This window comes from Limnohabitans sp. MMS-10A-192 (assembly GCF_003063335.1).
GTDB lineage: Bacteria > Pseudomonadota > Gammaproteobacteria > Burkholderiales > Burkholderiaceae_C > Limnohabitans_A.
Genome location: NZ_NERX01000005.1, coordinates 130,226 through 151,421, shown reverse-complemented (window position 1 = coordinate 151,421; position 21,196 = coordinate 130,226). Strand labels below are relative to the sequence as shown.

At 57.9% G+C, this 21,196-nt stretch carries 23 protein-coding genes and 1 tRNA gene; 11 read left to right on the top strand and 13 right to left on the bottom strand.

The window, feature by feature from the left end:
• Window positions 1–3: 3 nt before the first annotated feature.
• Window positions 4–312, bottom strand: coding sequence for a hypothetical protein (locus B9Z43_RS12120; RefSeq protein WP_108325922.1), 309 nt, complete (start codon window positions 310–312; stop codon window positions 4–6).
• Complete coding sequence (locus B9Z43_RS12115; RefSeq protein WP_108325920.1) at window positions 299–592, bottom strand: toxin; 294 nt, start codon at window positions 590–592, stop codon at window positions 299–301. Before B9Z43_RS12115 ends, B9Z43_RS12120 begins: the two co-directional genes overlap by 14 nt.
• Before the next feature lie 113 nt (window positions 593–705).
• Here B9Z43_RS12115 and B9Z43_RS12110 point away from each other — a divergent pair, with 113 nt between their 5' ends.
• The 3 genes from B9Z43_RS12110 to B9Z43_RS12100 all read left to right on the top strand — a co-directional run bounded on the left by B9Z43_RS12110 (window position 706) and on the right by B9Z43_RS12100 (window position 3,932).
• Window positions 706–1,449 carry a pseudouridine synthase gene (locus B9Z43_RS12110; RefSeq protein WP_108325918.1) on the top strand — a complete coding sequence of 248 codons (744 nt, stop codon included), beginning with the start codon at window positions 706–708 and terminating at the stop codon, window positions 1,447–1,449.
• A 353-nt stretch (window positions 1,450–1,802) separates the two neighbouring features.
• Window positions 1,803–2,924, top strand: a complete 1,122-nt coding sequence (locus tag B9Z43_RS12105; protein ID WP_108325916.1) for an NADH:flavin oxidoreductase/NADH oxidase — start codon at window positions 1,803–1,805, stop codon at window positions 2,922–2,924.
• A 36-nt stretch (window positions 2,925–2,960) separates the two neighbouring features.
• Window positions 2,961–3,932, top strand: coding sequence for a tripartite tricarboxylate transporter substrate binding protein (locus tag B9Z43_RS12100; protein WP_108325914.1), 972 nt, complete (start codon window positions 2,961–2,963; stop codon window positions 3,930–3,932).
• Here the strand turns inward: B9Z43_RS12100 and B9Z43_RS12095 are convergent.
• The gene (locus B9Z43_RS12095) at window positions 3,919–4,515 is read right to left on the bottom strand and encodes a DUF3501 family protein (protein ID WP_108325912.1); all 597 of its coding nucleotides are present in this window, start codon (window positions 4,513–4,515) and stop codon (window positions 3,919–3,921) included. The two genes, B9Z43_RS12100 and B9Z43_RS12095, sit on opposite strands and share 14 nt — an antisense overlap.
• 9 nt (window positions 4,516–4,524) lie before the next feature.
• Window positions 4,525–4,947, bottom strand: coding sequence for a rubrerythrin family protein (locus B9Z43_RS12090; protein WP_108325909.1), 423 nt, complete (start codon window positions 4,945–4,947; stop codon window positions 4,525–4,527).
• A gap of 207 nt (window positions 4,948–5,154) precedes the next feature.
• Between B9Z43_RS12090 and B9Z43_RS12085 the strand changes: the two genes are divergently transcribed.
• Entirely contained in the window at window positions 5,155–8,052 is a 2,898-nt protein-coding gene (locus B9Z43_RS12085) for a valine--tRNA ligase (protein WP_108325907.1), read from the top strand.
• Between the two features lie 29 nt (window positions 8,053–8,081).
• The gene (gene galU / locus B9Z43_RS12080) at window positions 8,082–8,960 is read left to right on the top strand and encodes a UTP--glucose-1-phosphate uridylyltransferase GalU (RefSeq protein WP_108325905.1); all 879 of its coding nucleotides are present in this window, start codon (window positions 8,082–8,084) and stop codon (window positions 8,958–8,960) included.
• A 6-nt stretch (window positions 8,961–8,966) separates the two neighbouring features.
• On the opposite strand, the gene B9Z43_RS12075 is transcribed toward galU, so the two are convergent.
• Genes B9Z43_RS12075 through cysM form a run of 3 tightly spaced genes read right to left on the bottom strand, consistent with a single transcriptional unit; the run spans window position 8,967 to window position 10,668 of the window.
• Window positions 8,967–9,194: a sulfurtransferase TusA family protein gene (locus B9Z43_RS12075; protein WP_199222310.1), complete on the bottom strand. Its 228-nt coding sequence runs from the start codon at window positions 9,192–9,194 to the stop codon at window positions 8,967–8,969.
• Window positions 9,194–9,751 carry an NUDIX domain-containing protein gene (locus tag B9Z43_RS12070; protein ID WP_108325901.1) on the bottom strand — a complete coding sequence of 186 codons (558 nt, stop codon included), beginning with the start codon at window positions 9,749–9,751 and terminating at the stop codon, window positions 9,194–9,196. Before B9Z43_RS12070 ends, B9Z43_RS12075 begins: the two co-directional genes overlap by 1 nt.
• A 14-nt stretch (window positions 9,752–9,765) precedes the next feature.
• A complete protein-coding gene (cysM, locus tag B9Z43_RS12065; protein WP_108325899.1) occupies window positions 9,766–10,668 on the bottom strand; it encodes a cysteine synthase CysM in 903 nt (300 codons plus the stop codon).
• 136 nt (window positions 10,669–10,804) lie between these two features.
• Between cysM and B9Z43_RS12060 the strand changes: the two genes are divergently transcribed.
• The 3 genes from B9Z43_RS12060 (at window position 10,805) to B9Z43_RS12050 (ending at window position 13,258) form a co-directional block, all read left to right on the top strand.
• Complete coding sequence (locus B9Z43_RS12060) at window positions 10,805–11,344, top strand: outer membrane beta-barrel protein (RefSeq protein ID WP_108325897.1); 540 nt, start codon at window positions 10,805–10,807, stop codon at window positions 11,342–11,344.
• A gap of 66 nt (window positions 11,345–11,410) precedes the next feature.
• Window positions 11,411–11,495 (top strand) — tRNA-Leu (locus tag B9Z43_RS12055).
• Window positions 11,496–11,944: 449 nt separating this feature from the next.
• Window positions 11,945–13,258: a hypothetical protein gene (locus B9Z43_RS12050; protein ID WP_108325895.1), complete on the top strand. Its 1,314-nt coding sequence runs from the start codon at window positions 11,945–11,947 to the stop codon at window positions 13,256–13,258.
• 168 nt (window positions 13,259–13,426) lie between these two features.
• Here B9Z43_RS12050 and B9Z43_RS12045 read toward each other — a convergent pair whose 3' ends face one another.
• Window positions 13,427–14,080, bottom strand: a complete 654-nt coding sequence (locus tag B9Z43_RS12045; protein WP_108325893.1) for an MAE_28990/MAE_18760 family HEPN-like nuclease — start codon at window positions 14,078–14,080, stop codon at window positions 13,427–13,429.
• A gap of 245 nt (window positions 14,081–14,325) precedes the next feature.
• Here B9Z43_RS12045 and B9Z43_RS12040 point away from each other — a divergent pair, with 245 nt between their 5' ends.
• Entirely contained in the window at window positions 14,326–14,691 is a 366-nt protein-coding gene (locus B9Z43_RS12040; RefSeq protein WP_233253961.1) for a helix-turn-helix domain-containing protein, read from the top strand.
• Between the two features lie 460 nt (window positions 14,692–15,151).
• On the opposite strand, the gene B9Z43_RS12035 is transcribed toward B9Z43_RS12040, so the two are convergent.
• The 4 genes from B9Z43_RS12035 to B9Z43_RS12015 all read right to left on the bottom strand — a co-directional run bounded on the left by B9Z43_RS12035 (window position 15,152) and on the right by B9Z43_RS12015 (window position 19,545).
• Window positions 15,152–15,865, bottom strand: coding sequence for a ribbon-helix-helix domain-containing protein (locus tag B9Z43_RS12035; protein WP_108325889.1), 714 nt, complete (start codon window positions 15,863–15,865; stop codon window positions 15,152–15,154).
• A gap of 348 nt (window positions 15,866–16,213) precedes the next feature.
• Entirely contained in the window at window positions 16,214–17,209 is a 996-nt protein-coding gene (locus B9Z43_RS17060; RefSeq protein WP_146186075.1) for a hypothetical protein, read from the bottom strand.
• A 218-nt stretch (window positions 17,210–17,427) separates the two neighbouring features.
• Entirely contained in the window at window positions 17,428–18,774 is a 1,347-nt protein-coding gene (locus B9Z43_RS12020) for an integrase family protein (protein ID WP_108325885.1), read from the bottom strand.
• A gap of 300 nt (window positions 18,775–19,074) precedes the next feature.
• The gene (locus B9Z43_RS12015; RefSeq protein WP_108325883.1) at window positions 19,075–19,545 is read right to left on the bottom strand and encodes a hypothetical protein; all 471 of its coding nucleotides are present in this window, start codon (window positions 19,543–19,545) and stop codon (window positions 19,075–19,077) included.
• A gap of 128 nt (window positions 19,546–19,673) precedes the next feature.
• On the opposite strand from B9Z43_RS12015, the gene B9Z43_RS12010 reads away from it, so the two are divergent.
• Window positions 19,674–20,060, top strand: a complete 387-nt coding sequence (locus B9Z43_RS12010) for a rhodanese-like domain-containing protein (RefSeq protein WP_233250118.1) — start codon at window positions 19,674–19,676, stop codon at window positions 20,058–20,060.
• 15 nt (window positions 20,061–20,075) lie between these two features.
• A complete protein-coding gene (locus B9Z43_RS12005; protein ID WP_108325879.1) occupies window positions 20,076–20,423 on the top strand; it encodes a rhodanese-like domain-containing protein in 348 nt (115 codons plus the stop codon).
• 44 nt (window positions 20,424–20,467) lie between these two features.
• Here the strand turns inward: B9Z43_RS12005 and B9Z43_RS12000 are convergent, their stop codons facing one another.
• The gene (locus B9Z43_RS12000) at window positions 20,468–21,190 is read right to left on the bottom strand and encodes a DUF4395 family protein (RefSeq protein WP_108325877.1); all 723 of its coding nucleotides are present in this window, start codon (window positions 21,188–21,190) and stop codon (window positions 20,468–20,470) included.
• Window positions 21,191–21,196 lie beyond the last annotated feature (6 nt).

Sequence of the window (21,196 nt, the reverse complement as noted above, 5' to 3'; positions counted from 1 at the left end):
ACTTCAGTTCGTGGAGTTTTTTCGGTTGGCCGCAGTGCCGGGCACAGCGCGCTCGGTCAAGCGGCCTGAGACGTATTTGTGCAAGACGCTGGCGATCAGGGTTTGGTAGGGGATACCTTCTTCCAGCGCTTTGGTCTGGATGTCAGACAGGTCACCCGAAGACAGGCGGATGTTGACGCGCCGGTCCTTGATGGAAGTGGCTCGCGCAGCCGCTTTGAATCGGGCCAACTCGCTTTTGCTGGCCACGGACTTGAGCTGCCCCTTGTCAAACAAATCGAGCAGTTCGGCTTCTTCACGGTCAATCTTGGACATCGTCTTCACCTTGCTTCAAATAATCACGGGTGGCCTTGCGGCTGGGGATCACGGTTTTGAGAAAGAAATGGTCTTCATCTTCCACAAAAGGCACCAAGTAGGCATAGCCTGCGTGCGCCACCACCAAAATGCGCTGGCCCGGGTACTGGGCGGCATTGGGGTGCTCCAGGATGTCCAACAAGCCCTGCCCCTCAATGGCCACGACCATGCTTTCAAAAGAAACACCCCGCTCGGATTGGAGCCAGTTGTTTTTGTCGGCGTTCCAGCGCATGGGTTTCATGGGCTTATCTTAGCCGATGTGTGCTTTTTGTCATCACACTTCATCCTTCACCTTGCCAGTTGCTGGGGATATAGCTCGAACACCCGCATGCTGACAACGCGACAATCGAGCCCATGTTGGACCTTCTTTACCGTGACGATCACTTGGCCATCGTGCACAAGCCCGCAGGCTGGCTGGTGCATCGCACCCCGCTGGACAAGGGTGAAACGCGCTTTGTGCTGCAAGCCCTGCGCGACCAGATCGGCCAACACGTCTGGCCGGTGCATCGGCTGGACAAGGGCACCAGCGGCGTGCTGGTCTTTGCCCTGAGCGCCGAGGTGGCCCGCACGCTGGGCCAGGCGTTTGAAACCGGCGAGGGCCTGCACAAGACTTACCGCGCCATTGTGCGGGGCTGGCCTTTGGACCAAGGCTTGATTGACCACCCCTTGAAGCGCATGCCCGACGACATGCGCTCTGAGCGCGAGGAAGTGCAGCCCGCGCAGACGCGCTACGAAACCCTGCGACGAGGCGAGCTGCCCATTGCGCAAGGCGACTTTGCCACCCTGCGCTGGGCCGAGGTGCAGCTGCAACCCCTGACCGGCCGCCGCCACCAACTGCGCCGCCACATGAAGCACATCGCCCACCCCATCATTGGTGACGCCACGCATGGCAAAGGCCCACTCAACCGCGCCGTGGCCGAGCACCTGGGCCTGCAGCGGCTGTGGCTGCACGCGCTGCACCTGGACCTGCCACACCCGGTGAGCGGCCAACTGTTGCACGTGGCATCGCCCTTGCCCAGCGAGTGGCCGCTGTGGGGCGCTTTTGCCGCTGACAGTGATGCATGCAAAGGCATGGGCCCCGGATCAAGTCCGGGGTGACAAAAGAGATTGAAACGTCAGTGACAAAGGAGAGCGAGACGTCAATGACAAAGGAGAGTGAAACGTCATCCCGGGCTTGACCCGGGATCCATGGCTGCAAGGGAGATGGACCCCGGATCACGTCCGGGGTGACAAAGGGGGTAAATCAAGTCAGGGTTGACAGGGGTCATGTCGCCCAACGGATAAGCATCCTCGCCGTTTTCCATAAGATTCAGGTTTTAGTCCGTCATCGCGAGCGAACTTAACCCCGTCATCGCGAGCGAAGCGTGGCGATCCAGTCTCTGTGCATGCCCGTACAACTGGATTGCCGCGCTTCGCTCGCAGTGACAAGTACTTTCCAACCGACTGTTTCCATGAGCCTGCTTTTCACCCCCTTCACCTTCGACGCCCCCAGCGGCCCCCTCACCTTGCCCAACCGCATCGTCGTGGCGCCCATGTGCCAGTACTCGGCTGTGGATGGCCTGGCGACCGACTGGCACCTGACGCATTGGACCAATATGCTCAACAGCGGCGCGGGCTTGTTCACCATCGAGGCCACTGCGGTGTCGGCTGTGGGCCGCATCAGCCCCGGCTGCCTGGGCCTGTGGGACGATGCCACGCAAGCGGCATTCGCGGACAAGTTGGACCGCGCCCGCAGCCAAGCGCCGCAGGTGCCGGTGTGCATTCAGATCAGCCACGCGGGGCGCAAGGCGTCGAGCGCTGCTCCGTGGCACGGCGGCATGCTGATTGCCCCCGAGGACGGCGGCTGGCCCACCGTGGCGCCCAGCGCCCTGCCCCACTTGCCACAAGAAGCAGCCCCCACCGAGTTGAGCCTGGCCGACTTGGCGCAAATCAAGGCCGATTTTGTGAACACCGCACGCCGCAGCCAGGCTTTGGGCATTGAGGCCGCAGAGCTGCACGCCGCGCACGGTTATTTGCTGCACCAGTTCTTGTCGCCTTTGTCGAACCAGCGCACCGCCGCGTATGGTGGCTCGTTTGAGAACCGCATCCGCTTCCCGCTGGAGGTGTTCAAAGCCGTGCGCGAAGCCTTTGGCGGCACGCTGGGCATGCGCATTTCGGGCACCGATTGGGTCGATGGCGGCTGGACGATCGACGAGACCTGCGAGCTGTCGGTTTTGCTCAAAGCAGCCGGTGCGCAGTTTGTGCACATCTCTTCGGGCGGTGTGTCGCCCTTGCAAAAAATCACGCTGGGCCCGGAGTACCAGGTGCATTTGGCCAAAGCCGTCAAAGAGCGCTCAGGGCTGACCACGTTTGCCGTGGGCCTGATCACCGAGCCCGCCCAGGCCGAAGCCGTGCTGCAGCGCGGTGACGCCGACTTGGTCGCGCTGGCCCGTTCGTTCTTGTACAAACCGCGCTGGGGCTGGGAAGCCGCCGTGGCCTTGGGCGGCACCGTCGACGCGCAGCACCAGTATTGGCGCAGCCTGCCCCGCGAAGCGAAAAACATTTTCAACGACGCCAAGATCGGCATGCGCTGATTGAGCACCCCCTGCAAAAAAGAGAGAGAGACAAAAATGAACACACGTCGCAAATTGACCCGCTTGCTGGCCCTGGCCAGCCTGTGTGCCCCCATGGCCCTGATGGCGCAGGCCTTCCCCAGCAAGCCGATCAGTCTGGTGGTGCCGGTGCCGCCGGGCGGCCTGGTGGACACCTCGGCCCGCCTGATTTCCGAGCCTTTGGGCCGCCTGATCGGCCAATCCGTTGTGGTTGAAAACAAGGGCGGCGCCAGCGGCAACTTGGCTTACCAACAAGTGGCCAAGGCGCCCAAGGATGGTCATACGCTGTTGGTGTCGTACTCGGGCTACCACGTGGCCAATCCGATCTTGATGAGCAAGCTGCCTTGGGAGCTGAAAGACCTGACGCCCGTGGGCCTGATCACCGTGGCCACCAACGTGGTGGCGGTGCACCCTTCGGTGCCGGTGAGCAACATGAAAGAGTTCATCGCCTACGTGAAACAAAACCCGGGCAAGCTGAACTACGCCTCGCAAGGCAATGGCTCGGTCTCGCACATCGGCACCGAAATTTTTAAACAGCAAACCGGTGTGGACTTGGTGCATGTGCCCTACAAAGGCTCGGGCCAGGCCATTGCCGACGTGTTGGGCGGTCAAGTGCAGGTGTTCATGACCACACCACCTTCGGTGATGCAACACATCCAGGCGGGCAAGCTCAAAGCCTTGGCCGTGACCGGCAAAAAGCGCCACGCGGGCATGCCCCAAGTGCCCACCATGGCCGAAGCGGGTTACCCCAACTTTGACCTCGAGTCATGGGTGGCGCTGTACGCCCCGGCTGGCACACCGGCTGCAACCATCAACCAGTTGGCCGATGCCGTGAAACGCAGCCTGGACTTGCCCGAGAGCAAGCAGCGCGCCGACGTGGCGGGCATCGAGGTGCGCTTTGTGGCTCCAGCCGAGATGACCAAGCTGCTCGATCGCGACATCGCCGACTGGACGCAGGCCATCAAGGCGGCCCACATCAAGTTGGATTGAGGTCGCCCGCCAGGCTGGCCAAGGTCGGCGCGGGCATGTCCATGTGCGCGGGGTAATGCGTGTGGTCGCAGCCCAGGCGCACACCCGCACCAGCTTGGACAAAGGCGGCCATGGCCGCGTCCAGCTCGAAACGCAAAAAGTGCACCGCTGAGGTTTTGGTGGCGGTGTCACGCACCTGGTCTTCGTCGGCGATGGCGTAAATCCGGGGGTGACCCTCCACCTCGACAAACACCCGGCCGGCCACCCCGATCAGCTTGGCCAGCTCGCGCTGGCGCTCGTGGGCGTCGGGGTACTCCAGCATCAAAGTCGCCTTCCAGTTGCCACCGTCGGGCACCAAGGGCGCATAGGCGGCAATCTCGTGCAGGATGCCGTCCTCTTCAAAGATCCTTTCGATGCGCAGCATCTCCTGAATCTGGTAGCGCACGGTGGCTTCGTTTTCGAATTGCACCCGCAAATGCTCGCCCAGTTGCACGCTGCGCAGCTGGCGCAGGGCGATGAGTTCGGCTTGATGCACTTTGCGCCAGCGGGCGTAGGCCTCCAGCGACATCAGGTTCTCGGGGGTGATGTTTCCGTGCAGGTCCATGGGCTGCGCTCAGTCTTGCAGGCTGTCGATGGCTTTTTGGTAGCGGTTGGCGTGCGAGCGCTCCGCCTTGGCCAGGATCTCGAACCAGTCGGCAATCTCGTCGAAACCTTCGTCGCGGGCGGTCTTGGCCATGCCGGGGTACATGTCGGTGTATTCGTGGATTTCGCCCGCCGCTGCCGACGCCAGGTTGAGCGCAGTGGTGCCGATCGGCAAACCGGTGATCGGGTCACCGGCCTGGGCCAGAAAGTCCATGTGGCCATGCGCGTGGCCGGTTTCGCCATCGGCGGTGGAGCGGAACAGGGCCGCCACGTCGCTCAGGCCTTCGATGTCGGCCTGGTTGGCAAAGTACAGATAACGGCGGTTGGCTTGCGCCTCTTCCGAAAAAGCCTGTTTCAGGCATTGTTCGGTGCGCGATCCTTTGAGGGTGGCCATGTGCTTCTCCTGAGAGGAATGAGGGGACTTTTCGGGTCTGGACAAACAGGCGGCGCCGGTCAGTGCCAACGCCTGTGCCGTGATTGTCCGCCCAGAAGCCGCCCGGGGCAGACCTGAGGGCTACAAAAGTTAAAATCATGGCCATTCGACTTGTGTCGCCCCCATCGGCCGCCATGAAGCGGCCGACCTTCTTTTTCAAAGATCCCCATGAGCAACGCACCCGCCACCCCGGTCCAACAGCCCGGCCTTGAGAGCCTGTCCAAATCGTTTGAACCCGCCGCCCTGGAAGCCCATTGGGGCCCCGAATGGGAAAAGCGCGGTTACGGCGTGGCCGGTTTCCGTGGCACCCAGGCCGCCAAAGATGGCGCACCGGCCTTTGCCATTCAGCTGCCCCCACCCAACGTGACCGGCACCCTGCACATGGGCCACGCCTTCAACCAGACCATCATGGACTCGTTGACCCGCTACCACCGTATGCTGGGCCACAACACGGCCTGGATTCCGGGCACCGACCACGCGGGCATTGCCACGCAAATCGTGGTGGAGCGCCAGCTGCAGGCCAAAGGCATCAGCCGCCACGACATGGGCCCCACACCTGCCGAAGCCCGCAAAAACTTTGTGGCCAAGGTCTGGGAGTGGAAAGAAGAGTCCGGCAGCACCATCACCAGCCAGATGCGCCGCATGGGCGACAGCGTGGACTGGAGCCGCGAATACTTCACGATGGACCCCAAGCTGTCCAAGACCGTGACCGAAACCTTTGTGCAGTTGTACGAGCAAGGCCTGATTTACCGTGGCAAGCGCTTGGTGAACTGGGACCCGGTGCTGATGAGCGCGGTGTCGGACCTCGAAGTCGAGAGCGAAGAAGAAGACGGCTCGATGTGGCACATTCGCTATGACTTGGCCGATGGCAGCGGTTCATTGACCGTCGCCACCACCCGCCCCGAAACCCTGCTGGGCGACGTGGCCGTGATGGTGCACCCCGAAGACGAGCGCTACAGCGCCCTGATCGGCAAGCAAGTCAACCTGCCTTTGTGTGGCCGCACCATCCCGGTGATCGCAGACGACTACGTGGACAAAGCATTCGGCACGGGCGTGGTCAAGGTCACGCCAGCGCACGACACCAACGACTACCAAGTCGGCCAGCGCCACAAACTGGAGATGATTTGCGTGCTGAACCTGGACGCAACCATCAACAACAATGCACCCGAAAAATACCGGGGCCTGGACCGCTTTGTGGCCCGCAAGGCCGTGGTGGCGGATCTGGAAGCCGCAGGCGCTTTGGTCGAAGTGAAGAAGCACAAGCTCATGGTGCCGCGTTGCGCCCGCACCGGCCAGGTGATCGAGCCCATGCTGACCGACCAGTGGTTCGTGGCCATGAACCAGGTGGGCCAAGGCGATGCCACCGGCAAGAGCATCGCGCAAAAAGCCATTGATGCGGTGCAGTCTGGCGAAGTCAGCTTTGTGCCCGAGAACTGGGTCAACACCTACAACCAATGGATGAACAACATCCAGGACTGGTGCATCTCGCGCCAGCTGTGGTGGGGCCACCAGATCCCGGCGTGGTACGACGAAGACGGCAAGGTGTATGTGGCCCGCAATGAGGCGGAAGCACAAGCCAAAGCCCCTGGCAAAACCCTCAAGCGTGACGAAGACGTGTTGGACACTTGGTACTCGTCAGCACTGGTGCCTTTCAGCACCATGGGCTGGCCCGAGAAGACGCCCGACTACGACCTGTACCTGCCTTCCTCCGTGTTGGTGACCGGCTACGACATCATCTTCTTCTGGGTCGCCCGGATGATCATGATGACCACGCACTTCACGGGCAAAGTGCCGTTCAAACACGTCTACATCCACGGCCTGGTGCTCGACGCGCAAGGCAAGAAGATGAGCAAGTCCGAGGGCAACGTGCTGGACCCCGTCGACCTGATCGACGGTATCACCTTGGAGCCTTTGCTCGACAAACGCACCCAAGGCCTGCGCAAGCCCGAAACCGCGCCCAAGGTGCGCAAGCAGACCGAAAAAGAATTCCCCGAAGGCATTCCGGCCTACGGCGCGGACGCTTTGCGCTTTACGTTTGCAGCACTCGCGTCATTGGGCCGCAGCATCAACTTTGACAGCAAACGCTGCGAGGGCTACCGCAACTTCTGCAACAAGCTGTGGAACGCCACCCGCTTTGTGCTGATGAACTGCGAAGGCCAGGACTGCGGCCTGAAAGAGCACACCAAAGCCGAGTGCGAAGTGGGCGGCCCGGTGCACGGCTACCTGGCCTTCAGCCAGGCCGACCGCTGGATCAGCTCGCAGCTGCAACGCGTCGAGGCCGACGTGGCCAAGGGCTTTGCCGAGTACCGCCTGGACAACGTGGCCAACACGATCTATGACTTCGTCTGGAACGAGTTCTGCGACTGGTACCTCGAAATCGCCAAGGTGCAAATCAACACCGGCGACGACGCGCAAAAACGCGCCACGCGCCGCACCCTGATCCGCACGCTCGAAACCATCATGCGCCTGGCGCACCCCATCATCCCCTTCATCACCGAAGAGCTCTGGCAAAAAGTGTCGGTGGTGGCAGGTCGCCCAGGCGAGTCGGTCAGCATCGCGGCCTACCCCGTGAGCCAGCCCGAGCGCATCGACACCGCCGCTGAAGCCCATGTGGCCAAGCTCAAGACCTTGGTGGACGCTTGCCGCAACCTGCGCGGCGAGATGAACGTCTCGCCCGCCACCCGCATGCCCATGTATGTGTTGGGCGACACCGCCTTCATGCAAAGCGTGGCGCCGGTGTTGCAATCGCTGGCCAAGCTCAGTGAAGTCAAAGTCTTTGAGACCGAAGCCGAGTGGATTGCGGCCGCACAAGCCGCGCCCGTGGCCGTGGTGGGTGAAGCGCGCCTGTGCCTGTTCATGGAAGTGGACGTGGCGGCTGAAAAGATCCGCTTGACCAAGGAGGCCACGCGCCTGGAAGGCGAGATCACCAAGGCCAACGGCAAGCTGAGCAATGAAGCCTTTGTGGCCAAGGCACCGCCAGCGGTCATCGAGCAAGAGAAAAAACGCGTGGCCGACTTCACCGCCACCGTTGAAAAAATCCGCCAGCAATTGCAACGTCTGGGCTGAACCGCCCCGTCAAGTCAGAGGAAAAGACCATGAGCCACAACGTCATCCGCAAAGCCGTCTTCCCCGTCGCGGGCCTGGGCACCCGCTTTTTGCCCGCCACCAAAGCCGCGCCCAAAGAGATGCTGCCCGTGGTGGACAAGCCGCTGATCCAGTACGCGGTGGAAGAGGCTTATGCGGCGGGCGTGCGCCACATGATTTTTGTGACGGGCCGCAGCAAGCGCGCCATCGAAGACCATTTCGACACGGCCTATGAGCTCGAGACAGAACTCGAAGCCGCGCACAAGGAAGAGTTGCTGGCCTTGGTGCGCTCGGTACAACCGGATGACATGGTCTGTGCCTATGTGCGCCAAAACCGTATGCTGGGCCTGGGCCACGCGGTGCTGTGTGCCGAGCCTTTGGTGGGCAATGAGCCTTTTGCCGTGCTGCTGGCCGATGACCTGATGGTCAACCAAGGCAGTTCCGTTTTGTCGCAAATGGTGGACGCTTACACCAAGCAAGGCCGGTCGGTCTTGGCCGTGCAGGAAGTGCCACTCGACCAGGTCAAGCGCTACGGCATCGTGGCCGGTGAGTCGGCTGGCAAACAACTGATCCGCGTCGAACAGATCGTGGAAAAACCCAGCCCCGACAAGGCGCCTTCACGCATGGGTGTGGCGGGCCGCTACATCCTGACGCCAGGCATTTTTGACGAGATCCGCAACCAGCCCACGGGCGTGGGCGGCGAGATCCAGCTGACCGACGCGATCGCACGCCTGATGCAACGCGAAGCCGTTTACGCCTTCCAGTACGAAGGCAAGCGTTACGACTGCGGCAGCAAGGAAGGCTTCTTGGAAGCGACCGTGGAGCTGGCTTTGCAGCACCCACAGGTGGGCGCGTCCTTTCGCGAATACCTCAAAGGCCTGAGCCTTTGAAAAGACTCAGCGGCGTTTGAGCCCAAACACAAACGCCGACTCGGTCTTCTCCTGCAGAACCAACTCGTTGCCGGTCTGTCTGGCAAAGGCTTCAAAGTCACGCCACGAACCTGGATCGGTCGCGATGACCTTGAGCACCTGACCCGTTGTCATGTCGTTCAAGGCCTTCTTGGCCTTCAAAATGGGCAAGGGGCAGTTCAGGCCGCTGGTGTCTATTTCTTTGTCAATCTGCATCATGCGTCCTGATTTTGTTCTTGGCTTTGCGCGGCACGCTCTTCCCATGTCATGAACTTGGGCTCGATGCCAATGGTGCGCAGCCAGTCGCCCAAAGCGTAGCCGGTGCCTGCGGGCCAGCAGATCAGATCCTTGAAATCAAACATCTTGTGCTCGGCCAACTCGGGCGACAAACGCACCTCGCCTTCGGCCACGGCATGGTAGGCAATGATCACCTGGTTCATGCGCTGGAAGTCGTACACACCGATCAGCTTGAGCGACTGAACCTGCAAGTTGGTTTCTTCAGCAATCTCGCGTGTGATGCCTTCTTCGGGCGTTTCGCCCGCTTCCATGAAACCGGTGATCAAGGCAAAGCGCCGACCGGGCCAGGCCGCGTTGCGGGCCAGCAAGATCTGATCGCCCACCTGCACAATGCCGGCCAGCACGGGCGTGGGATTGTTCCAGTGCGTGAAGTCGCAGGCGGTGCAACGCAGGCGCATGACCTCGCCGCCGTCTTCCATCTGGGTCAGCCAAGACAGAGGGGTTGCACACTGAGGGCAAAAACGAAATTCAGCCATGGTTCATCCTGGGTTCAGGCGGGAAAAACGCCTGTAGACAAGTAGCGATCACCGCGATCGCACACGATGAACACAATGGTGGCGTTTTGTACGGTTTTCGCAATCTCCTGGGCGACCCAGCAAGCGCCTGCGGCCGAGATGCCCGCAAAGATGCCTTCGGTACGGGCCATTTGTCGGCAGGTTTCTTCGGCATCGCTTTGGCTGACATAGACCAGCTCGTCCACGCCCGCCGGATCGTAAATTTTGGGCAGGTATTCTTGCGGCCACTTGCGGATGCCCGGAATGCGCGAGCCCTCGCTGGGCTGCGCGCCAATGATGCGGATGGCCGGGTTCTTTTCTTTCAAATAGCGAGACACGCCGGTGATCGTGCCGGTGGTGCCCATGGCGCTCACGAAATGGGTGATCTTGCCGCCGGTCTGCTCCCAGATTTCAGGGCCGGTGGTTTCGTAATGGATGCGCGGGTTGTCGGGGTTGGCAAACTGGTCCAGGATGCGGCCCTTGCCTTGCGCAGCCATGTTGTCGGCCAAATCACGGGCGTACTCCATGCCGCCGCTCTTGGGCGTGAGGATCAGCTCGGCGCCAAAGGCCTTCATGGTCTGGGCGCGTTCGATCGACAGGTCCTCGGGCATGATCAAAATCATGCGGTAGCCCCTGATGGCCGCAGCCATGGCCAGCGCGATGCCGGTGTTGCCCGATGTGGCCTCGATCAAGGTGTCGCCAGGCTTGATCTCGCCGCGTTCTTCGGCCCGGCGAATCATCGACAAAGCTGGACGGTCCTTCACGGAGCCTGCGGGGTTGTTGCCTTCGAGCTTGCCCAAAATCACATTGCCCTTGGGGCCCATGTCACCCGCTCCCAAACGTTGCAATGCAACCAGGGGGGTCTTGCCGATGGCGTCTTCAATGGTGGGATAAATCATGGCCGTACTTTGCCATAAGTCGGGTGCCCGCTGTGCGGCAACACACTGAAGCCCTGGCAAAGCTTTCTTATCTTCGAAGCACTGGTGACCTGCGTGAGGTGGCCAGCTCGAAATACTTCCAAAGAAAGAGGTTGATATGAAAGTCAAACAAGCATGCATGGCTGCCCTGGTTTTGTCTGCGGCTGCGGCCCAGGCGCAGTGGTATGGCGAAATTGGTGCCACCCCCTTGTCCGTCAAAGGCACCGTGGAAGGCAACACCCTCAAAGCCCAGCCAACCATGATCGGCATCGTGGCAGGTTATGAGTTCCATCCCAATCTGGCGGTAGAAGGGATGTTGGGCACCAACGCGAATTCGGACACCATCAGCCTCAATGGCACCGAGGTTCCCGGCACCAGCTTGAAGGTGAACCGTGCCTATGGTCTTTTCATCAAGCCTAAGGTCATGCTGTCGCCTGATTGGGAACTGTTTGGCCGTCTGGGCGTGGTCGAAAACAAGACGACCGGCCAAGTCGGCAGTTATTCCATCACGGACACAGACCACGACGTGGCCTATGGCGCAGGACTGAGCTATTACTTTGACAAGACCACCTATGGCTCGCTGAGCTACACCAACTTTTACGACAAACAGGGCACCAGAACCCAGGGGACGACGTTGAGTGTGGGCATGAAGTTCTGATTTTTTGAGCCGGGCGCAGCCAAGCACCCGAAAAATGTGCCATAATTTGCGTCTTCACAAATACCTGCCCGGGTGGTGAAATTGGTAGACTCAGGGGACTCAAAATCCCCCGCCGCAAGGCGTGCCGGTTCGAGTCCGGCCCCGGGCACCATCTTTGGAAACCCAGCAACCATGCGGGTTCCAAGCGAATCAAGGCCAACCTTCACGGGTTGGCCTTTTTTCTTGTCTGAAGCTCTTACAGACTGTTTACAGACTGGAGTACAAGGTATTGCAATGTTCTTGACCCCACAACTCACTGAATTAAGCAGTTGCGCTTCGCAGTAAGTGGGAGACCCACGTTCTGAAACCATCTTCTCAAAGTTTGAAGCCGCCTCAAAATCCGAGGCGAGTCACTATCTGCCAGGCAGTTGTCATCGGCATGTTCGTTCAGTAGGGCCGTTAAAGGCTGGGAGTAGACCATCGCTGCTAGCATATGACAGGCCGAGGCTGCCCGTTAGCAGACATCAGTCGAACTAGACGTGGCGTATGGACGTAGACGGTTGCTTGTCGAAATATGACCGCACGGTGGTAACGTACCGAACCTAAGCAGGGAGCACTTACATGACACCCGTAGAGGGAGCCACGATCTTTCAAAAATTCAGTGAGGCGGTCAAAGACCTACCGGCATGGATCTTCTCCGCTTTTGCAACAACCGCTGCGGTTTTGCTCTTCGTCCCGCTCGCCAACGCGGAGCTGCCGATGGAATACCGACCATGGCTGGTCATCAGTCTCGTTCTGTTCGGCGTTCTTGCCATATTTAAGTGGGTCGTAGTCGTATTAAGGGCTTGGAGGGCATTCCAGGCTGAAGCGCGAGTGCGCAAGACCTTTCATCTCACGCCCATTGCGCAGCAGTGCCACTGGAGCGTATCTAAGCAAGCTGACGGGTCGATGGTCACGCAGATAGTCGCGAACTTCGCTGTGAAGAATCAGAGCTCTTCACCTGTTGGGCTCGTCGGGGTAAGAGTCATCAAGCCAAAGATCAAGGGCGATGTTCTACACGATGACATATTGGTTCGCCAGCAGCACGGGCGTATGTACGGTACTGCGCAGGTGTCAGATTACCGCATCGCTCCCGGCACAACGCTCCCAGGCCAAGCAATGGTGATGATTCGAGGGGAGCCGGGCGGATCAAGGGAACGAGACCTTGATGTAACGCTCGGAATCAAGGATGAAGACGGAAATGAGCAGCGAGTGGCCGTGCTTTGTTGGGGAGTGAAGAACGCGAAACCGTCTGATGATCCCATCCCCGTAGAAGCCTTGTACAGCATCACTGACCCAATAGAGAAAGACGTGGCCGCCGTGCTACAGGCTGAGATGGTTCGGTACGAGAAGAACAACAGATCACGAGGCGGCTTTGGCAGCTTTTACATGACATACGACGGCCGTTCGGATCTTCAGATACCTGGCGATAGCTGGGTGATGAACACTGCCCGGAACCAAGAAATTTCGGAAACCGCCGAGCAGAACGTGATCAGGTCGGATAGCCTGGATGCTCTGTTGACCATTTACTCCCGGCTTGAAACGTCCGATGAACGCGAGCGCTATACCAACGTGCTATTGAGTCGGCTGCACGAAGATCGGGGGTACGCGAGGGTCGCCTATTTGATCGTGATGGCGCTCTGGAAGGTGGGGCTGCTCGGCGCGGCACTGGACGCTGCAATGTTCGGCCTGCCCGAAGATGATCAGCGGACTTTCGGAATGAGCAACGTCTTAATGCTGCTCAACGCGATGCTGCGATTTCAACACTTCCAGTTCACTAATGATGAGCTGGACACCATTGAGCGCTTCATCCAAACCAGCGGCGAACATACGTTTCGCATCCCTCAAAAGATCTCTGCCATTCGGGCATGCCGCATCATTAAGACGGCCGGTTAGGCGCGTGTGGACTTGTCCGCTCACTTATGCCAGCGACTACGGTTAACGGCATCGCGAAGCGGAAGTTAAGCAAATCGGCAGAGACGTGACAACTGCAGCTCCCGCCTGGCATGTCGTGAGTGTCATTTTGCGATACGAAGCCTTTCGGAACCCGGTCGGCTTACCCGCCTAGGCCGCCACCGGCCGCTTGAAGGCGGAAAGGGCCATGGCGTTCTCAATATCGGTCTTGAATTGCCTAAGCATTTGCAAGACCTCCTCAGCCAGTTTGGCCCAGTCCTCCTTTGCCACGTCAATGTATTCACCGTGGGCTATCGTGTTGCGGCGCTTCAAAAGGCTTTCGTCGATGAAGTGCGTCTTCGCTTCGTATGGCGCAGTCTCGAACCCCACCGCGTGAAGAATGTTCTCGAACACCGATGCGCTAAGGTTGGATTCCGTGTTGATGGCTGTGTCGATCTTCAACTTTGACTTTTCGTCCAGACCGTCCCGAAGAAAGTCAATGAGCGTGGCGTTAACGTGAGACTGCTTCGATTGCTGGACATCATATAAGGCTTTCTTGAAGCCGAGCACTACGAAGCAAGTCTTCAACTCCGAGTAGCAGAGACCCTGGTTGTTGACATAAGTTACATAGCCCGTTGCCGCGGATTTTATGAATCCTTCCCAATGCGCGTAGAGAAGCGCGACGGACGCGCGCACCAGAGTTTGTTCTGAGATGAAGACGGAGCTCTTTACCGCGGCTTTGAGAGTGGATATTTCTTTGATGCGCCAGCTCAACTCTGCGTCCAGGAAATCCTGGAGCTGGTTTTGGGTTTGCAGCCGTTTCATGGCGCGAAGAACGCTTGGCCTATAGGGAGCAGGTTCGTTAGGCGGGTCGTCCCCTGCCAAAGTCCCTCTGATGATTGTGAAGCGCCTGAGGACGAACTACCTCCACCACCTCCTCCGCAGGCAGCAAGAAAGGACAAGGTAAAAGCCCCCAACCATGACTTTATTGACTTCATTTGATTCTCCTAGGTTACATAATCTACGTTATTCGTAGAGCATGATACACTCAAATCTACGAAACTCGAAGGGTGAGTCAACTGCGCCCTTCTCCATCCACCAACGCATCGGTATTCGCACGCCGACTGCGTCAGGCAAGGCTGCGCATGGGTATTGCTCAAGACAAGTTGGGGGTCCTGATAGGACTCGATGAAACGGTGTCCAGTGCCCGCATGAGTCGCTATGAAAGCGGTGTGCACGAACCACCGATCAAGACTGCCCGGGACATCGCCCATGCACTCGGCGTACCGCTTGGATACCTGTACTGTGACGATGACCGCTTGGCCGAGATCATCATGGCTGCAAGCGAGTTGCCTGCCTCCGATCAGGAACAACTGCTCCAATCCCTGCGGACACGGCTGGGGCAGTTGAAATCAGCATCACCTCGAAAAGAGTGAGCTCCCGGTCATTCTTCAGGCAGAATCAGCATCCGTACTCGGTACAGCCACTGCGTGTACCGATAGAGCCTGTATAGGGATTGAAGTTGCCGCTGGTGCCGTAATTGTTCAGTGTTGAACTGTCCGGGGTCGTCCGGTGGTATCCCTGAACATAGGAACCGCTGTTTGTGACATGAGGCTGTACGTAGGTGGAGGTGGAGCTGCTGCTGGAGCCAGTGCCACTGTATGTACTGGTTGTAGCTCCTCCTCGATAGTGCCCCTCCACAAGCGTCCCGTTGGAACGAAAGTGAGGCTGGACATACGTTTGAGCGTAGGCTCCGAACGAGAAAGCAAGCAAGCAAAGGGCGATAAATTTCATGTGAAACTCCTTAGGTAGATGTTCTTTCTGCAGAGCCAACTGCTTGCAGTGAACGAATCATCTGGGAGTTGCACCTCAGAAAAACATGTTCCCCGGAAATGTTTAGATCAATTGCGCCAGGGTCCGCCGGCAGTGCTCGGACACAGCTTTCAGTCCTTGTGCTTTAGTCACCTCCTCAAGCCTTTGCTTGAGCAAAGCAGGCATGTGAACTCGCGTCCCTTCGCCAGCCTTTCCATGCTGGCGAATAAACTCACTTCGACGCGCAGGGAGTACCCGAGGGGGAGACTTTTTTATTGACAAATCATCGCCTTGATAGGGCCGACAATGGGAAAACCTAATTTCACCCGCCTCGTATGCAACCGAAATATCTTGCGTTGCCTTGCGCTTGGGGTGCCAGCTTCCTTCAGCAGTCCACAGCTCATATCGGACGCGCCCGTACACATACAGCAAGAGGCTGTTGCGTATGACATCACTCTTGGTCAGTTCGTGATATTCCGCCAGCTCATCGATTTTCTCCTCCAGCTCTTCAGGCAAATGCACTGTCAGGGACGCATCGTCCACACGCAGCTTTGCACCATCGACGTCAGGCAGCGCAACCGATACGGCCTGTGGATTAAGAATTCCCAACAGATGATTCAATACCAGCTGCCCACACTTTTGACTCAGATCGGTCACATTGGGCACTGCCACTCCCTCAAGCAAGTCGACGGTAGGCTTCAAAAGCTGTAGGTTCAGTACAGACGTGTCCAATCCCCGCGTCCCTTGCTGCGGCTGAAGGTGGTGAGCAGTCAACTGAGCCAATGCATAGTCGTTCATACCACCCCCAACAAGCGCTTCAGTTCAGAGACCGGCCAAGCAAGACGTCCATTAAGTCGGATAGGACGCAAGGGCCCATTCTCGCTGCATGCCCAGCCCCGGAGGGTTTGAGGCTTACGGTTGAGGTGAAGTGCGGCATCTGCAGTGGGCAGCGCGTAACGAGATTCTTGATCCAGCGGTTGGAGATTGGATTCATTGGTGACCATGTTTCGGAGCATTTGTTTGTTGCGATGGTCCTCATCATCGGGGCGCAATACGGGGGGAGCGTCAATCCGCAACCCGTTGCGGGCGTCCAAAGCCTTGTACTGAAAGGCTTTTCAATCAACAGACGCAAGGGGTTGCGGTCTATTAGCGACGTTTACCCAGTCCTGAAAAAGGACTCGCACTTTTGGGGGCTGGTTCATTCCGAGATCTAAATTGGGCTAGAAGACGACGCACCAATGCTCCAGAGATTTCAAAGTGCTCGGCCGTCTTTTTCTCCGTATGCTTTGCTCGATAATTTTGGAGCTCTAAAAGCCTCTCATCTGTCCAGCGCTTTTCACTTCGGACTTTTGGCTTACTGCCTACCGATGAAGATGTGTGTCCTTGCGAGGCGATGTTCATGATCATCAAACTTTCCTGGCTCGCCCAACCGAACCACTCAGCTTCAAACCCTAGTGCTTCTGCCCATTGAATGAAAAAATTTGGACTTTGCCTACTTTCAGTGTCATGGACTGATGAATACCAGCGTTGAGATATGCACAGCAACATCTCTTTGCGAAGACTGAATTGCATCCGTTTCAGTCTTTCCAGCTGATCGAGTGCAGAATCTTGATCCAACTCGATTTTTCTTAAAAATTCCTGTTCCTCATCTCCTAAACCCCATTCTCTTGAGTCTTCTACTGCGGTTAACAGCATACTCTTAGGCTGTCCTGGAGCATGCGTATGCGGTAGAGAAAATGTAGTCGTCCAATCTGCAAAAAAACCGGCTGCTTCAATGATTGGAGATATTCCGTTTGCTTCAGAGGAATGTGGGCTGGTCCATTTGATTGAACTTCTAGCTGGATCAATTCCAGCCAAAATAGCTAATGCTTCTTTGGGGGTCCAAGTTTCACGCTCAAGCCATCTGCCCAGGCTCGAATAGTTAAGTACATCCCTGATCCGCTGATTTCGGGCGTCCAAAGCTACCCATTCAGTAGCAGCTGCGGACAAATCTTGCAGCTTGATACGACCAGCTCTGTAGTCGACAACCTCCCCAGTCTCCTTTGTTAATTCAATCAGTTCAGGACGACCTAGTTGATTATTGATTGCATCAACTGAGGCAAGGAGTTCATTAAAGTGCTTTGCGTCAAGACTGGCTTTCATCTACAGCTCCTGGCTCTTTACCGCCACTCGCCCCTGTTGTAGCAAATCTCGCAATTGTGGTTAAGAGGGCCATCAAAAGGGGCGGTGGCTACTTAATGGTCTGTTGTCCCGTGTGATCAGTGCAGCCATTCCGTTGCAACCAGTCTGACTGCAACGTCACTGCAGTCATCATAGCTGGAAGCATAATTCTGCTGAGGCAGTTTCCTCAAAGAACGAAATCACTGATCAGCAATTCGTGACGAAATTTGAATCACACTGGCGCTGGCCTCTGTGAGAAATCGGTACAGCGTCTCCAAGGCTTCCAGCTTTTGCGGAGCGTAATCATGTCCGTCATAGCTTGCCGCTTGCACCCCTGTCACACCATGGCTCAGCAAGTGCCCCCGGATTTCTTGGCTGACGCGCAGACTGGCCAATGCAGTCTCCACGCCAGAACGGATGCGCTTGGCCTGAAACTGACCCGCAGGTTTGTCGGTCGGGACCCACTCCAGTCCAGTGGCGGCATCTTTGGCCCAATCCGCAATCGCTTTGGCGCTCACGGGTGACGCGCCACCATCCACAGACAAAGGGAACTCGCCAGGGTTCAGTGCCAGCAAAGTATTCAAGGCCTCCCGGGCGGAAGGCAGCAGCGGGATGGTGTGCGGCCTTGCGCCTCGGCCTGTGCGCCCTTTGGCATCCAGCAGGGTGATAGCGCCCTCGCCCACGTTGGGCCTGACTAACTGGCGCAGTTGCTCGATGCGCTGGCCACCTGTCAACAAATGAAGTCGCAACACGGCCCCCCGAACACCTTGCAGAGGTTCAATGGCTTGCCAGTACTGGCGCAGGTGCACGGGCATCAACGGGTTTTTGTCGGGCACCAGCTTGATGGCCACGGTTTCAGCGGCTGGATTGTGTTGAACCCCGTAGCTCTTGAAATGCACGGGCACCAGCAGGCTCAGTTTGGATGTGCGCGCCATCTCAAAGGCAGCGCGGCAGTAACTTCGCAGCTTTCCGGCGGTGCGCTCTTTCCCGGCTTCACGCAGACCACGCAGCAAGTCAGCCACCTGTTCCGCGGTCACCAGTGCGGCGGCAGTGTTGGCCAGCTTTGGGGCGCCATCCATTAGGTGCAGTTTGACCATGCCCCGCACTTTCGCGTGCGAAGTCTTGCCCTGGCGCTCCAATTCGTTGGCGTAATCGGCCATCAGTGCCCCAAAGGTGAATTTTGCGGCGCGTTCTATTTCGGCCTTGGCTTGCTCTTTGGCCGACCGCTCCAACGCCTCGCCTGCCCTTGGGTCGATGCCTTGCTCAGCCAATCCACGCAAGCGGTGAGCTTCTTTCCTTGCCACATCCAACCCCACAGCGGGCCACTCGCCCAGCGCACGGGTGAACAGCTTGCCCTTGATGCGGGTCTCAAACTGCCAATGTTTTCCCCCGGCTTTGGTCACGCGCAGGCGCAAGCCCTTCTTGTCGCTGTCTTTCAGCAAAACGAAGCCCACGCCATCAGGGCAGGCAGAACGCTCCAGCAGGCCATGCGTCAGGTCGTGGGCGGCGGTGTAGTCAATTGCGGCTGTTTTGCTGGGTCTTGCCATGATTGCCTCTTAGCTTTTACAGACTGTTTACAGACTGATCCCCTCAATAAAGGGGCATTCCAATCAACATTTGCGGCTGTAACTTTGTCCAAAATATCGGCGTAAGTTGTTGATTTATATAGATTATATCCACACCAATCAACATAGCAAAATAAATAAATCAGGGGACTCAAAATCCCCCGCCGCAAGGCGTGCCGGTTCGAGTCCGGCCCCGGGCACCATCTTTGGAAACCCAGCAACCATGCGGGTCCCAAGCGAATCAAGGCCAACCTTCACGGGTTGGCCTTTTTTTTGGTCGCTTCAGCGGCGCATGGCCTCTTCCAGCAGCGTTTGGTATTGCCCACGGATATGGGGCGCCACCACCTTGGGGTAGACCGGGATGAATTGATACCGATCCCCCTGCCCCAGAAACCCTTCGACCCACGCACCGCACATGACACCGTCTTCGCGCAAAGGGGCGGCTTGGCTGGGCCATGCTGCGTGCAGTTGTTTCACCGCCTCCGATCGGCGCTGCGCTGCTGCTGCCAGCACGCCAGGATCGCTGGGCGAGGGCTGCTCTTTCAGATAGACATCGGTCAGCACGTCCACGCCTTTGGAAAACCTGGGGCCTTTGCCTGGATCATTTGAAAATGCTTGCGCCAAAACGCTGAAGATGGCGGCGCAATGCATGGCCTGTCCCGCCAAGCGGCTCTCTTGCGCAGACATGGCGTTGGAAATGCCAGGCATCACGACCAAGAAGCCCAGAGCCAGACTTGTGACGTTTTTTTTCATCGCTTTCCTTCCTTGTGAGGGTCAAACATCGCTCAAAGAGTTCAAGCCAATTGCGCTGCGCTGGCCCGACACAGAATCCCAATATATCTACAATCGCTTATATTAATCCCACAGGAACTGATACAGCGATGCAAAAACTTCTTCTCCTTATTGTGATGGCGGTCCTCACCGCGTGTTCATCGGCCAGCGATGTGGACAAAGTTTCACTGGAGCAAGCACGCACTGATCACGAAGCGGGAAAGATCACCCTGATCGACATTCGCGAATCACCCGAGCACCGCACAGGTGTAGCCCAGGGTGCTGTGCTGCTGCCCATGAGCGAGCTCTCGCGCAAACTGAACTTGATCCCACAAACGACGGACAAGCCTGTCCTGTTGATTTGTAACACCCAAAATCGCTCGAAAGCCACACTCACCGAACTGAAAAAACGCGGCTATCAAAACATCCGCTATGTAGAAGGCGGGATGAGCCAATGGGCAGCCAAAGGATGGCCCTTGGTGGCCCCACAACCCTGAACCCAGGAGAAGACCATGGATGCGTTGAAAAACTATTGGCCCATGTTGGCGCTGGCCCTTTGGCTGGGCTACAAATGGTGGAATGCCAGACGTGTGATGCGTTTGTTGCCTCAACTCAAACAAGAAGGCGCCACCTTGGTGGATGTGCGGTCTGCCTCAGAGTTTGCCTCGGGCAATGCGCCTGGCACCATCAACATTCCGCTCCACGAATTGGGCTCTCGTTTGGCTGAAGTCCCGCGCACAGGCCCAGTGGTGGTGGGCTGTGCCAGCGGCAGTCGCAGCGGGATGGCCAAATTGGTGTTGAAGAAAAACGGTTACGCCAAAGTGCACAACATCGGGGCTTGGCGCAATTTCATGGGCTGAACAGGGCCCATAACGCCAGCCAATCGGGCTGGCGTTGCATCGCATCAACGCGGCGGTCCGAAGTCCAGGTTGTTGCAGGCTTCGCACTCGTCCTGAAAAACGCCCAGCTTCACCAGCAAGGCATGAACTTCACAGCCGAGGCAATAGCCAAGCACCGCTTCTAACCACATGAAGCCCAAACACACCCAGACCATCACCAAGGGCAACCAGCGCGGCAAATATTGCTCGGTCGTTGGCAGCACTGCAGATTGAAAGATGAAGTTGATGGCCGCGGCGAATTTTTCGGGGTGAAAAAACACCAAACAAACACTGATCATGGACGCGCCAATGGTCCATGCAAATCTTTTGGGCGCCAAAGGTTTCCACACGGGGCGTGCACGACGGGCCAGAAATGTGGACAGCCAGATGGTGGGCGACAGATAAGCCGTTTTGACACTCATGCCGGCCAGCATTTCAAACAAGGCATAAAACAGCAGCCATGTCTGAACGGTGTAGTCATAGGTTCTGCGCACGGCCTCGACCATGTAAAGAATGCGGTTGTCAAAGTCGAGCTCGAAGGTGTCTTTGATCACCTCGCCAGTCACGATCCAGCGGCTGCCGTACACGATGTCCCACAGCGTGAAAGCCATGAAGATCGGAATGGCCAGCATGATGCCCGCACGGATGCGCACGGCGGTGTCGTTGATGAAAGGCGTGACATCGTCACGGCTTCTGAACCAAAGCAAGGACCAGGAATTGCCTGCTGTCATGCCATTCGTATCTGCCATTTGTCT